Source organism: Furfurilactobacillus curtus (genome assembly GCF_045862785.1).
GTDB lineage: Bacteria > Bacillota > Bacilli > Lactobacillales > Lactobacillaceae > Furfurilactobacillus > Furfurilactobacillus curtus.
Window position 1 is genome coordinate 221,534 of the sequence record NZ_BQXO01000001.1, and the last position, 13,238, is coordinate 234,771.

13 protein-coding genes are annotated in these 13,238 nt (G+C 43.2%); 9 read left to right on the top strand and 4 right to left on the bottom strand.

Annotated features, from left to right (window positions below; genetic code table 11):
• Nucleotides 1–13: 13 nt before the first annotated feature.
• Nucleotides 14–973, top strand: coding sequence for a 3'-5' exoribonuclease YhaM family protein (locus ACKTR2_RS01270; protein WP_407882221.1), 960 nt, complete (start codon nucleotides 14–16; stop codon nucleotides 971–973).
• A gap of 93 nt (nucleotides 974–1,066) precedes the next feature.
• Here the strand turns inward: ACKTR2_RS01270 and ACKTR2_RS01275 are convergent, their stop codons facing one another.
• The 3 genes from ACKTR2_RS01275 to ACKTR2_RS01285 all read right to left on the bottom strand — a co-directional run bounded on the left by ACKTR2_RS01275 (nucleotide 1,067) and on the right by ACKTR2_RS01285 (nucleotide 2,828).
• Nucleotides 1,067–1,978, bottom strand: coding sequence for a peptidylprolyl isomerase (locus tag ACKTR2_RS01275; RefSeq protein ID WP_407882222.1), 912 nt, complete (start codon nucleotides 1,976–1,978; stop codon nucleotides 1,067–1,069).
• Nucleotides 1,979–2,131: 153 nt separating this feature from the next.
• Nucleotides 2,132–2,389: a hypothetical protein gene (locus ACKTR2_RS01280; RefSeq protein ID WP_407882223.1), complete on the bottom strand. Its 258-nt coding sequence runs from the start codon at nucleotides 2,387–2,389 to the stop codon at nucleotides 2,132–2,134.
• A gap of 4 nt (nucleotides 2,390–2,393) precedes the next feature.
• Nucleotides 2,394–2,828, bottom strand: a complete 435-nt coding sequence (locus ACKTR2_RS01285) for an HIT family protein (RefSeq protein ID WP_407882224.1) — start codon at nucleotides 2,826–2,828, stop codon at nucleotides 2,394–2,396.
• A gap of 128 nt (nucleotides 2,829–2,956) precedes the next feature.
• Between ACKTR2_RS01285 and ACKTR2_RS01290 the strand changes: the two genes are divergently transcribed.
• The 5 genes from ACKTR2_RS01290 to ACKTR2_RS01310 all read left to right on the top strand — a co-directional run bounded on the left by ACKTR2_RS01290 (nucleotide 2,957) and on the right by ACKTR2_RS01310 (nucleotide 8,195).
• Nucleotides 2,957–3,694 carry an ABC transporter ATP-binding protein gene (locus ACKTR2_RS01290; protein WP_407882225.1) on the top strand — a complete coding sequence of 246 codons (738 nt, stop codon included), beginning with the start codon at nucleotides 2,957–2,959 and terminating at the stop codon, nucleotides 3,692–3,694.
• On the top strand, nucleotides 3,687–4,907 hold the full coding sequence (locus ACKTR2_RS01295; protein WP_407882226.1) for an ABC transporter permease: 1,221 nt from the start codon (nucleotides 3,687–3,689) through the stop codon (nucleotides 4,905–4,907). The genes ACKTR2_RS01290 and ACKTR2_RS01295 overlap by 8 nt, the downstream gene beginning before the upstream one ends.
• A 19-nt stretch (nucleotides 4,908–4,926) precedes the next feature.
• Nucleotides 4,927–5,586: a tRNA (guanosine(46)-N7)-methyltransferase TrmB gene (trmB, locus tag ACKTR2_RS01300; RefSeq protein ID WP_407882227.1), complete on the top strand. Its 660-nt coding sequence runs from the start codon at nucleotides 4,927–4,929 to the stop codon at nucleotides 5,584–5,586.
• Between the two features lie 325 nt (nucleotides 5,587–5,911).
• Nucleotides 5,912–7,258: a hypothetical protein gene (locus ACKTR2_RS01305; protein WP_407882228.1), complete on the top strand. Its 1,347-nt coding sequence runs from the start codon at nucleotides 5,912–5,914 to the stop codon at nucleotides 7,256–7,258.
• Nucleotides 7,248–8,195, top strand: coding sequence for an alpha/beta hydrolase (locus ACKTR2_RS01310; RefSeq protein ID WP_407882229.1), 948 nt, complete (start codon nucleotides 7,248–7,250; stop codon nucleotides 8,193–8,195). The genes ACKTR2_RS01305 and ACKTR2_RS01310 overlap by 11 nt, the downstream gene beginning before the upstream one ends.
• A 68-nt stretch (nucleotides 8,196–8,263) precedes the next feature.
• Here ACKTR2_RS01310 and ACKTR2_RS01315 read toward each other — a convergent pair whose 3' ends face one another.
• Nucleotides 8,264–8,602 (bottom strand): hypothetical protein, encoded by a 339-nt coding sequence (locus ACKTR2_RS01315; protein ID WP_407882230.1) that lies wholly within the window; start codon nucleotides 8,600–8,602, stop codon nucleotides 8,264–8,266.
• Between the two features lie 180 nt (nucleotides 8,603–8,782).
• Between ACKTR2_RS01315 and ytpR the strand changes: the two genes are divergently transcribed.
• The 3 genes from ytpR (at nucleotide 8,783) to murC (ending at nucleotide 13,197) form a co-directional block, all read left to right on the top strand.
• The gene (gene ytpR, locus ACKTR2_RS01320; protein WP_407882231.1) at nucleotides 8,783–9,421 is read left to right on the top strand and encodes a YtpR family tRNA-binding protein; all 639 of its coding nucleotides are present in this window, start codon (nucleotides 8,783–8,785) and stop codon (nucleotides 9,419–9,421) included.
• Nucleotides 9,422–9,555: 134 nt separating this feature from the next.
• Nucleotides 9,556–11,766 carry a DNA translocase FtsK gene (locus tag ACKTR2_RS01325; protein ID WP_407882232.1) on the top strand — a complete coding sequence of 737 codons (2,211 nt, stop codon included), beginning with the start codon at nucleotides 9,556–9,558 and terminating at the stop codon, nucleotides 11,764–11,766.
• Between the two features lie 96 nt (nucleotides 11,767–11,862).
• Complete coding sequence (gene murC, locus ACKTR2_RS01330) at nucleotides 11,863–13,197, top strand: UDP-N-acetylmuramate--L-alanine ligase (protein ID WP_407882569.1); 1,335 nt, start codon at nucleotides 11,863–11,865, stop codon at nucleotides 13,195–13,197.
• Nucleotides 13,198–13,238 lie beyond the last annotated feature (41 nt).

A 13,238-nucleotide genomic window follows, 5' to 3' on the forward strand; every position in this document is an offset into this window, starting at 1 on the left:
AGGAGTAACGAATATGGCAGAAACACAATTAATGGATTTTAAAGTTGATGAAATTTTCGATTTGTTTTTGTTATTAAAGGGAGCAGATGTGCGAACTGCGAAAAATGGTAAACGGTTTATTCATCTGACGTTTGCGGATTCTTCTGGTGAATTGGCCGGTAATTTGTGGGATGCCAGTGAACAAGATATTAATGCGTTTGTTGCTGGTAAAGTCGTGCTTGTCCGCGGCAAAAAAGAACTTTATCAGGGAAATTCGCAAATAAAAGTTATGCATTTGCGTCTTGCAAACGATAGTGAGCCAAATGATCCAGCTCAGTTTGTTGCCCATGGGCCAATGACGACAAGCGAAATGGAAGAAGAAATTTCGCAAATTATTTTTGAGATTACGAATCCGGAGTGGAATCGAGTTGTTCGGGCCGTTTTGCAACGCCACATAGAGCGTTTTTATCAATTTCCTGCTGCTAAAAAGAACCACCATGCTTTTGCTGGTGGATTGGCGTTTCATACGATTTCGATTGTTCGGTTAGCCAAAACAGTGGCGGATTTGCATCCGAATATCAATCGATCGCTCCTTTACGCCGGGGCCTTATTGCATGATTTGGGCAAAACGATTGAATTATCGGGACCGATTGCAACTTCCTACACATTAGCTGGAAATTTAATCGGTCATATTGTGCTAGTGGATGAGGAGATTGTCAATGTCTGTGCGGAATTACATTTTGATCCTGAGTCAGAGGAAATGCTGTTACTTCGTCACATGATTTTGGCACATCACGGTCTATTAGAATATGGATCACCGGTTCGTCCCCGCATCTTAGAGGCAGAGGTTTTACATGATTTGGATGAATTAGATGCTTCCATTCAAATGATGAGTAGTGCTGTTGAACAAACAGTACCTGGCGAATTTTCTGAACGGATCTTTGGTTTAGATGGTCGGTCGTTTTACCGCCCGGAATTAGGGGAGCGCAACTAATCGCAATTTCCAACCAAATAAACACGCGCTTCGCTAGTTTGATTAGCAAAGCGCGTGTTTATTTAGTTACTTATTTGGTTTACTGTCGATCAGTTACTTAGCTGAAGAAGTAGAAGTTGAGGTGTATTGTGACAGAACGTCGTTTAAGTCCTTATCCTTGATTGAGACATCACCATTCTTTAATTCTTTAGAAATGACAGATTGAAGCACTGTACCGCCATTTGAAGTATCCATGTCTTGGTCCCAAATTTGTTCCTTTAGCGCCTGTTTGTGGTCTGTCCACTTACCTTTGGCTGGCTTATTGAGCATTTTGATGACATAGTAGCTCTTTTCACCAGTAGAAGAATTCGTGTCTGTGACCGGTTCCTTCGTGTATTCACCGTTATTTAGTTTGAAAGCAGCTTTTTTGATGGAATCATCGACCGAAGTTGTAGCGTTATCAAAGGTTGGCACTTTGCCGCCTTTATTCTTGGTTGATGAGTCAGTGGAGTACTTTTTAGCTGCGTCGGCGAAACTGGTTCCGTTGTTTAAGTCATCAATAGCAGATTGCGCTTTAGCTTTGGAAGAGGTGACGATGACTGCCGTGGAAACTTTTGGTTCCCAGTCTTTAAATTGCTTCTTTAAGTCAGCATTCGTAATCTTGACGTCGTTTTTAACCGCTTCTTTCAGCAATAAGTTCATCCGCAAGGTGTCCTTTAAATCAGAAGTGGTCATCCCTTGTTGTTGGAGCATGCTGCTGAAACTTGAACCATATTGCTTTTTAACCGTATTGAACTGAGTGGTGACCTTTTTATCAGAGACCTTGTCGCCATATTTTTTCTCCAACACTTTTTTAATAATCATTTGTTGAAGAACTTGCTTCCCTTGGCTAGTGGTCTTCATACTTGAATAGTACTGGTCTTGAGTGATTTTACCACCACTAGTTGTCGCAACTGTTTTATTACCACAAGCTGCCAACGTGAAGGCCATTAATAATGCGGCCGGAATCAGTAACCATTTTTTCATAAACTATTTTCACATCCATTTTCCAAATTATTTGTCACAAGTAAATCGCATCCAAGGAATATCCTACCATAAATCATGGGCATTTGAGCCAACTTGACTCCTCTTAAAGGAAAATTTGCTTTGACTTAAGTCATTTTTAAGCCAATTTTTTGCTCATTTTGAAATTCGGTGGTTCAATTCGTCCAGATCGTGATTGAGTTGATCGATATTTTTTTGAAGTGCTTCAGTGCGACTATCCATTTTAAATTGAAAGCGGTCAACGGAACGCTGGATATCGTCAATTGTGCTCTGCACTTTGTCAGCGGTGGCGGATAAATTAGCGGCGCTCCGTCGTAATTTTGCCAAAGCTTGAGCAAAGGTTTGAAAGCTCTGGATTAGATTGCGAAAAGGCGCAAAAAATTTTTTGAACATAATATTACGCCTCCAAATGGTCGATAATATGTTGTTGGATCTGTTGGTAAGCTGCGTCATTATATTGATTGCTGTTATCTTTAAAAATCATTTTAAAATCATCGTGATCACTGTATCGTGGTACTAAGTGAAAATGTGAATGGAAGACAGACTGATAGGCGACTTCACCATTGTTGTTGACAATGTTCATCGCGATAATGTCGGGGTTAGAATCACGCACTGCCCGAGCAATTTTTGGAATTCTAGCGAACACTCGCTGAGCCAAGTCTTCGTCGTAAGCGAAAATATCAGGCACATGGGTTTTAGGAATGACTAAAGTATGTCCTGGAGTACCCTGCGAGATATCAAGGAAAGCTTTAACTTCATCGTCTTCATAGACAGTATAGCTGGGGATTTCACCCTTGATTATTTTACAAAAAATACAGTTATCATCTAGCATTACGCACGCCTCACTTTATGAATTTCTTCCATTATACACACACCCAGTCTGCCAACAACAACCTGGCAGCTTAGTCGAAGAAGATTATGCTATAATCGTACCATTATTCTAGACAGTGGAGGCAGTACATGGGTATTGAAGTGGATCATCTAGTAGGCGGGTATTCGCAGGTTCCCGTGTTAAAGGATGTCAATTTTCAAGTCAACGACGGCGAAGTGGTTGGCTTGATCGGGCTAAATGGCGCCGGCAAGTCAACGACCATTAACCATATTATTGGCTTATTAACGCCGCAAAAAGGCCGGGTTGTTGTTGGTGGTACGACGCTAAGTGAAGACCCAACCCGGTACAAGCAGCAGATTGCCTATATTCCAGAGTTGCCAGTCTTGTACGATGAACTGACGTTGGCTGAAACATTATCGCTAACGATGATGGCTTATGGATTGGAGCAAGAAGCAACGTGGCAGCGAGCTCATCGTTTGCTAAAAATGTTTCGCTTGGACAATAAATTGGATTGGTTTCCAGCCAACTTTTCTAAAGGGATGAAACAAAAGGTGATGATTGTTAACGCCTTTATGACGGACGCCAAGGTCTACATTATTGATGAACCTTTTCTCGGTCTTGATCCGGTTGCTGTACATGATTTATTGACGCTAATTGAAGATGCAAAGAAGAATGGGGCAGCAATCTTAATGTCGACGCACGTCTTGGCCAATGCTGAAAAATATTGTGATCGCTTTATTTTACTGCACCAAGGGCAAATCAAGGTTGCTGGAACTCTTGCCCAATTACAAGCGGCCTTTCCTCAAGCCGGTAATTCTTTAGACGACATCTATCTTTCACTGGCAGATGGTGAACGAAATGAATGATTTAACGAACCTATTTTCGACACGTTTGTCCCGGCACGCGGGACAATTATTGAAATATTTACGACTGGTTTTTACGGATCATTTTGTTATTGCACTATTTTTTTTCTTTGGTGCGCTTGGATTTGCCTATCAAAATGAATTAAAACAGTTGGTTGGCGGTGTGTGGTGGGGCCCGTTAGTGACGGTTGTTATATTAACCCTGACTACTCAAGTTGGTCGGCTAGCAACTTTAATTGAGCCAGCGGACATCGCATTCTTGATGCCTGCGGAAGGCGTTTTACATGATTACCTGCGTTCGGCACGCAATTATAGCCTATTGATGGGTGGTTTAATTCAGATCGCCGTTGTTGTCATTTTGTTGCCATTTATGGGACAGGCTGATCAGCTTTCCTTACCGGCAGCTACTATCGTTATCTTAACGGCTTTGGTAACGAAAGCTGCGTGGATGAATCTCGCGTTGAAACAAACTGTTCAGCAGACCCGCTTAACGCCGCTTAACTTTCGGCTCGTTAATTGGTTAATGCCACTGGTGATTTTTGCCAGTGGGTTATGGCTTCATCCTATCATTGGGCTCATGCTGAGTATTATCGGGTTTAGCATTGTGACTTTTAGGCACACCCAGCAGTGGCAACGAGGTCAATTGGCGTGGACGACGTTAGTGCGTGATGAGGCAGGCCGGATGATGGGTTTATATCGCTTCTTTAATTTGTTCACCGATGTGCCTCAAGTTGCTGCTAAAATTCGACGACGACGCTATCTTGATCCACTGTGGCGATGGGTTAATCGGCGCCAAGCAGACCCATACTTATATTTATTTACGCGCGGTTTAGGACGTGACAGTGATACGTTTGGCCTGATCACGCGACTGTCAGTGATCGGTTTGGTGGCGTTGATTTTTATCCATCAACAATGGGCCAGCTTACTGGTCATGATTTTGCTTGTTTACTTGATTGGCTTCCAGCTATTACCGTTTTATCGCCAATACGAACGTAATGTATTTACCCACCTATATCCAATTACTAGGTCACAACAGTTGCAGGCGTTCCAAAAAGTCTTGATCCTTGTATTAACGATTGTCGCGTTAGTCTTTGTGCTTACAGACACACTAGTTAATTGGTCATGGACACGCTTGCTGATCGACAGTGGCACGATGGTTCTTGAAGTAGGTTTGTTCGTCGGTTGGTACAGCCAATTTCGATTGAAAAAAATGTAAAGAATAACGAGGAGAATGTATGCGAGTCAGAAATAAACCTTGGGCGGACGATTTGATCACTGAAAATCCGCAAGCAATCGTTTTAAATCCGGAGCATTATCGAGGCCAATGGCAGTCGCGCTTTAAATCCGTACAACCGTTGCATGTTGAAATTGGCACAGGTAAGGGACAATTCTTAATTGGGATGGCCGTTGCGCATCCGGAATTCAATTTTGTTGGGATCGAATTGCAAAAATCTGTGTTAGCCGCGGCCCTCAAACAGTCATTGCCAGCTGAACTACCCAATTTGCAATGGGTACTAGCGGATGGGCAGGGGGTTAACGATTTTTTTGAGCCTCGGGAAGTGACCCAACTGTATCTTAACTTTTCCGATCCATGGCCAAAGACTCGCCACGAAAAGCGGCGCTTAACGTATAAAAGTTTTTTAAAAAGTTATGCGGAGGTGCTGGGCGACGGTGGTCAGCTACAGTTTAAAACGGATAATCGTCATCTGTTTGAGTATTCAATCATGAGCATGACTAGCTTTGGTCTCAATCTGACGGAATTGTCTCTTGATTTACATGCCGATGTGGCGGCCAGCCAAGGTGAATTGGAGAATATCGAAACAGAGTATGAACAAAAATTTGCTGCCAAGGGCCAACCTATTTACCGATTAGTCGCTCAATTTCCGAAAAAATAAGTGGGTTATTATCAGACAGACGGCCATGATTTGAGGTGGGTTAGTGGCTTTCAGTGCTTGTAAATATGAAAGTTGAGTTTCAGTTGCAGCTTTGAAACTGACTGGTAATTAATGCCTGTGACTTGAGGGCTTATGTTCCACGTGTTCAATTTGGTATAGAAATAGTCGGCAGAAAATGGAAGACTGTTGCAATCAAAGGCGACAAGCAGTATAAAAAAATAATAACAACGAATGATTAGCTAGCTTTATTAAAAATAACATGAAGTCTGCCTGCCGCAGTAAAGCAAGTTAAACCATGCCGGCAATTATTTAGTGGGTGGTTGAAATGAAACGATTATGGACTTTTTTTCACGCAAAAAGTGCTGAAATAGCAATATCCTTGCGTCGGCGACCGTTAACAAAGGTGGCGCGCGATGCTCTGACCATCCTTTTTCCTTTTGTATTACTGGATGTTTGGCTCAGTTGGATAACTGAAGCTTGGTTTAATCCGGATGGGTATTATTACCAAGTATTTCATTTACAGGCTGCTGGTAAATGGTTGATCACAACTGGTGACTCGTTATCAGATTTAGTGATTATGTTAAACGTCGTGATTAGCTTGTGTGCGGCTTTTCTAATTGCTTATTATTATGCTGACTATTACCATCAAGATAAAATGACGACCGGCTTGGCCAGTGTCACTGCTTATTTAATCTTGAATTATGATTTTCACAGTTCTGATAATTTATTTTTATTCGATAATTTTGGCCTGCGTGGTTTGTTTTTAGCATTTGTGACCGGTATTATTGTTGGCCTGATTTTTAGAATTCCATTTACACAAAAATTTCATAGTTATCAGCCAGCGACAGAGGATGATCGAATTTTTTCACGTTCACAGCGGATGATTTTTCCGTTGAGTTTGACCGTCTTATTGTTTGTAATCGTCAGCTGGTTAATCAGTCTAGTGACCGTCCGTGGCCCGTTAGGTTTGTTAAACGAAGGGATCGCATCGCTTACTGTTGGCCGAGCGACCACACGGGTCATTCCCGTGATTCTGTCAGCCATCATCAGTAACCTGCTCATGTTTATTGGTTTGGCAAGTCCGATTGCCCAACCACGTTTAGCGAGCTTCACGACATACGCTGGGGCAAATTATCAATTTGCACTAGCGCATCACACATCCTTTGGGGCACCCTTTCCGATCACGTTGCACACTCTATACGATATTTACGGAAATATCAGTGGCATCGGCGGGATGGTTGCGCTGATGATTGCCATCATTATGGTCGGCAGTGTTCATCGAGAACGGCGGGTCGCTTATCGTGGTTTATTACCAACATTTTCGAATATGTCCGGTATCGGTTTAGTTGGTTTGCCGATGATTTTAAATGCGCTTTATCTGGTGCCAATGGTAATTGTTCCAGCTTTCAACATGGCTGTCGGTGCTTGTCTAATTAAGTTGCGATTATTACCACCAGCCGTGTACCGAATTCCGTGGACAACGCCGGGAATTTTACAGGGATTTGCGGGAACAGGTGGCGACTGGGCCTCGTTGGCGGTTAGCATCGGGCTATTCTTGATCGACGTTTTATTATTTATCCCATTTGTCAGAAACACTAATCGATTACAAATTTTGCTGGTCGAACGTGAGCATCATCGGACCGAGAAAGTGAGGTCCACTAATGCCAAATAAGTTAAAACGCTGGTTTGTGGTAGGAATTTTCTGTATTTTTGTCGTTATGGTCGGTGCATTAACCGTCCCGTGGGTTAAACACTCGGTAACAAAACCGCGGACAATTCGTCAGTCCAGAATGTCGCCGGTTATTTTCATTCCCGGTTCTTCTGCCGGTCAAAATCGGTTTGATGATTTATTTAAAACGATCAACTTGGGTCAAGGATTACCGCCCAATACTAACGGTGGCCGAACACCAATTCAGCACAGTGTGGTTAAGGTTACAGTAAAAACCAACGATCATTTGCAAGTCTCTGGTACGGTTCGAGCGGGTGACAATGCGCCATTTTTTGTCGTGGCGTTTGAAAATAATCATGATGGCTATGCAAATATCAAAAAGCAGGCTCGTTGGTTTGATATTGCCTTCAATTACTTGGCGAAGACTTACAATTTCAATAACTTCTCTGGATTTGGTCACTCAAATGGCGGTTTGATTTACACGTTATTTTTAGAAAACTATTTTAATCAGTCAAAGTATCGCATGCACGAGTTGATGATGCTCGGCTCACCATTTAACCTCGAGGGTAAGGATCAAAACCAACGCGTTCCGATGCTAACGAACATGGTGGATAACCGAAACAAATTGCCCAAATCTCTGAATGTGTATCTGGTCGCAGGTACGGAAAATTATACGAATGATGGTATTGTGCCTGTTCAAAGCGTTTATGCCGGGAAGTATGTATATCAAGATCAAGTCGCACACTTCACAGAGTTAACGGTTACTGGTAGTGACGCTGAACATTCGGATCTGCCACAAAATAAGCAGATTGTGTCACTAATGTCGCAGAACTTATTGCAATTTCAAACGCGAGATCGACAGCGAGCTCGTAATAGCACGATTAATCAAAAAGGGAATCGTAATAATTCGAGTTCGACAAGTTCAAGTACGCCAAAATAATCCGACAAAACCCGCCGTGAATCAACGATTATCATTGATTCACGGCGGGTTTGACGATATTGGTTCAATTAATTGATCGCGGGCGCAATTTTCCAAACATCAACGACTTTACCAGTCTGGCTGTCTGCTAAAAAAGCATAAACAACTGTTGACTTGGCAGCTTGTTGAATAATACCGCCACTGTATACTTCAACTGGGCTGGTATCGATTTTACGAATAACCGGGTGATGCTCAATCCATGCGCCGCTCAAAGCACCTGATTTTCGAAAGGATGTCTTAACGTCCGCTAAAATTCGTTCAGGTCGCTTAGAATGAGCTTTCTGAATGGCAGCGCCAATTGAGACGCCGGTAGCGACGCCTAAACCGGCAAAAAATAGAATTTTTTCGATGGGCTGATAGGTACTCAAAATAGGCCTCCTCAAAACTTTTATCCACTAAATTGAATCTAGTGTACACTTTTTAGATAAAGATTAAAATTCATCATGGAGCGAAAGCGTTTATGCGATTGTGAAAGCCTTTCTAACGACAGTTGACCCGTTAAGTCGCAGGCGATACACTTAAACAATGACAATTACAGGAGGTACAACATGTTAATCACTAGCATGAATCAGACGTCGATGCCAGGCGTGCTGGTGGCGATTTTAGCGCCTGATCATGAACAACAAACTGTCGATGTAGCTAATCAGATTGCCCGTGTTTACGATCCCTTAACCGATCAGACCCTCGGCTACAATTTTCTGCAGGTTCAAAAAATTGATCCTGAAATTAGTGGCAACGGCGCGCTTGAATTGAGTCAAACGCAAGTCACGCATTTAAATGCCGCACTGAGTCAGGCTGGATTTAAGCCAGAACTGGTCTTAGATACGAAGCCAAAGTTTGTTGTCGGTTATGTTGAAAAGGCCGAACCGCATCCGGACTCAGATCATTTACTGGTGACGCAAACGCGTGTCGACCATGACCAGATTTTACAAATTGTCAGTGGTTCACCGAATATGCGCGAACATATTTTTGTTGTGGTAGCTAAAGTCGGTGCATTGATGCCGAGTGGTCAAATTATTTGGCCAGGTGAATTGCGAGGGGTTCCTTCCGATGGTATGATTACCAGTGGTCGGGAGCTTCACTTGATCAATGCGCCACAAAAAAAAGGGGCATTGATTTTATCGCCAGATTTTGCTCCCGTTGGTACGCCGTTTTCGTTTGAACAAGGTAACAAGCTTTTCGTTTAAACGGGTTCGCAATTGAGAGTAGACAGGTTAAGCTATTGAAGCTTAACCTGTGAGGAGGCGCAGGCCTCCTTTTTTCGTGAAGCAAGTTTTAATTAACTACTAATGAATTGAAATATTTGATTTAGGTGACGTGAATGAGACATTACGATGGGCCTACCTTTTTCCGGCAACATCCAGAAGAATTAGAGCGGCGGCGACAACAGCGTACAAATCGCTTAATTGGGCCGCCAACTGAACAATCTGAACCGTCAACAAGTAGCCAAGCGGTGCGATATGGCAGTGCAGAAATTGAAATTGATCGATCAACCGCTAGTCTTTACGCAGCACAGCAAGCGCGCGCGATTGCGCAGACAATTAATCCACATCGAAAATGGCATACACCGGCTAGTGCCGCAGCTAGCACGGTAACCGATGAATCTGGTTACGTTTCGGCGACTCCTAAGGTATTTAATCAAACTTCGGTGGCCTTTTCTGCCAACAATAAGCCAGTTGCCAGTGTCTGGGGTGATGATGATTGGTCTCATTCTGAATCAGTTGCACCTGCAACTGATTCTTCACAATTGTCAACGCAGCAGGTAGAGAGTCAAAGTCAGGAAACCACCAAACTGACAAATAACGAAGTCACAGTCAAGCCACATAAAGATCAGCTACATCAAATAGCTGACGGGAGTGACACAGCGGCGACAAGTAGCAGAGCGACGCTTGCCGATCATAGTCAAGGTGTTTTAGGTCATGGATTAGCAGCTATTTTTGATGAGGAACAAAATGGACAAAAGGCACTAGCACTATTTAATCATGATCGGGCTGATGATGATTTACCAAATGAAGTTAACTCTGAAGTTATCTCCACCCCTGACCCGGCCGAAACGATACAACAAACCGGGCGTAGTTATGCAACGGATGACGATCGAGAATTATTGACTTATCATTTTCCAAGCCTAGCTTTGTTAAAGCCGCCCGTTCAACGAGATGAGGCCAAGTTAGATGCGTGGTTAGATCATCAAATTGATGTCTTAAATCAAACGTTATCTGCCTTTAACATCGATGGGGAAGTGGTCGATTTCACGGTTGGTCCAACCGTGACTCAGTTTCAAGTGAGCTTAGGACCTGGTGTACGTGTTAATAAAATTACTAATCTGCAAGATGATTTAAAATTGGCGTTGGCCGCTAAAGACATTCGGATTGAAGCACCAATTCCTGGGCAAAGTACAGTCGGAATTGAAATTCCGGATCTAAAATCGCGACCAGTGATGCTTTCCGAAGTGTTGCGTTCAGAGGCGTTCCAAAAGAGCACTTCTCCGTTGACTGTCGCTTTAGGAGTTGATTTATTCGGCCAACCACAAGTAACGGATCTGCGCAAAATGCCTCACGGATTAATCGCTGGGGCGACTGGTTCAGGAAAGTCAGTGTTCATTAACAGCCTATTGATGTCGATTTTGTATAAGGCGACACCGCAAGAAGTTAAGCTGATTTTGATTGATCCAAAAGCGGTTGAAATGGCGCCATATAATGGCATTCCACACTTATTGGCCCCCGTCGTTTCAGAACCACAAGCTGCCGCAGCGGCACTAAAGTGGACCGTCAATGAAATGGATGAACGGTACCAGCGGCTAGCTGCCGCGGGCGCTCGCAATATTGAACAGTACAATGATAAGGCCAAACAAGCTGGTGACGAGGCAGCACAAATGCCCTATATTTTGGTGATCATTGATGAATTGGCAGACCTGATGATGGTTGCTGCCTCTGAAGTCCAGGACTATATTGCTAGAATTACTCAAAAGGCGCGAGCGGCGGGAATTCATCTGCTGGTAGCCACGCAACGACCGTCAGTCGACGTCGTAACCGGAACGATCAAGAATAATATTCCGACCCGTTTAGCATTCATGGTTGCTAGTCAAATTGATTCACGGACTATTTTAGACACGGCCGGTGCTGAGCGTTTATTAGGGCGTGGTGACATGCTCTACTTAGGAAACGGCAAGAGCCAGCCGATTCGGTTACAAGGCACGTTCGTTGATGCTGAAATCGATCCAGTTACAGATTTTGTCCGGGAGCAAATGGCCCCACATTATGCGTTTGAACCTAAACAACTATTAGCAACTGAAATCGCGGCAGAAGATCAAGATGAATTATGGCCACAGGTGTTGGCCTATATCGCTGAAGAAAAAAATGTGTCAACGTCGAAATTGCAGCGCGTCTTTTCAATCGGCTACAACCGAGCCGCTAACCTAGTGGATCAATTAGAAAGTCGTGGTTATGTCTCGGCCCAGCAGGGATCTAAACCACGGGAGGTCTTTTTCACAGCTGAGCAATTGGCTGAAACAAGGAATCGTGAAGAATCTTAAAAAACAACCGCAGTAACTGGCTGTTTAATTGAAATATTGATACATTGTAATTAACCATTTTGGTGATACGCGTTTTAACGAAGGAGTCCATTTATGATGGAGAACACTGATACAACTTACTATTTTGTTGGGATTAAGGGGTCGGGAATGGCCTCCTTAGCCCTAATTCTGCATGATCGTGGTGATCGTGTCGAAGGGTCTGATATTGACCAGTACACATTCACACAGCGACCATTGGAACAAGCTGGCATAAAAATTTACGCGTTTGATCCGGCAAACTTACATGAAGGGCTGACAGTGATCGCTGGAAATGCCTTTCCGGATACTCATCCAGAAATACTTCAGGCTAAAAAATTAGGGTTACCAGTTATTCGTTACCATGAGTTTCTGGGTCAACTGATGCGGGGGTATACGAGCATTGGTGTGGCCGGTGCTCATGGTAAGACCAGTACAACCGGGTTACTCGCTCACGTATTAAGCGGTATTGCACCAACGAGTTATTTAATTGGGGATGGCACTGGTAAAGGCACGCCAAATTCCCGCTTCTTTGTGTTTGAAGCTGACGAATATCGGCGTCACTTTTTAGCGTATCATCCAGATTATGCCATTATGACAAATATTGATTTCGATCATCCAGATTATTATACCGGGATTGATGATGTCGCAGATGCCTTCCAGACGTTTGCTAGTCAAGTAGGTAAAGCAATTTTTGCCTGGGGTGATGATGAACATTTACGACAGTTGAAGGCCAATGTGCCAATCTACTATTATGGCACGAAGGATCGAGACGATATTCAAGCGCGTAATGTCAAACGGACTACAAAAGGGTCTAATTTTGATGTCTACTTACATGATGAGTTGATTGGTAACTTTGAAATTCCATTGTATGGCGAACACAATGTGCTTAATAGCCTAGCTGTCATTGCAGTGGCACATTTTGAAAAAGTTGATATGACTGATTTGCGTAAAGAACTGCTTTCATTTAAAGGAGTTAAACGGCGGTTTGCGGAACGGTCAGTGGCAGATATGACCATCATTGATGACTATGCTCATCATCCATCTGAAATTAAAGCGACGATTGATGCTGCTCGTCAAAAATATCCAGATAAGCAATTAATTGCGGTATTCCAGCCGCACACATTTACGCGAACAATTGCGTTGATGGATGATTTTGCTAAAAGTTTGAATTTGGCCGACAAAGTCTACTTGACGAATATCTTTGGTTCAGCTCGTGAAAAGACAGGAACTGTTTCTAGTGCTGATTTAGGTGCGAAGATTGTCAAAGGCGGCGATGTGTTAACTTTGGAAAATCTATCGCCTCTATTAGATTATCATGACGCTGTCGTCATCTTTATGGGTGCCGGCGATGTTCAAAAATACGAACGCGAATATGAAACACTGTTAAGTAATTCCAGTTTAACGAACGGTTAAGCGCAAACATGAACAATTGCGGATGATTCACTTGATGAGAC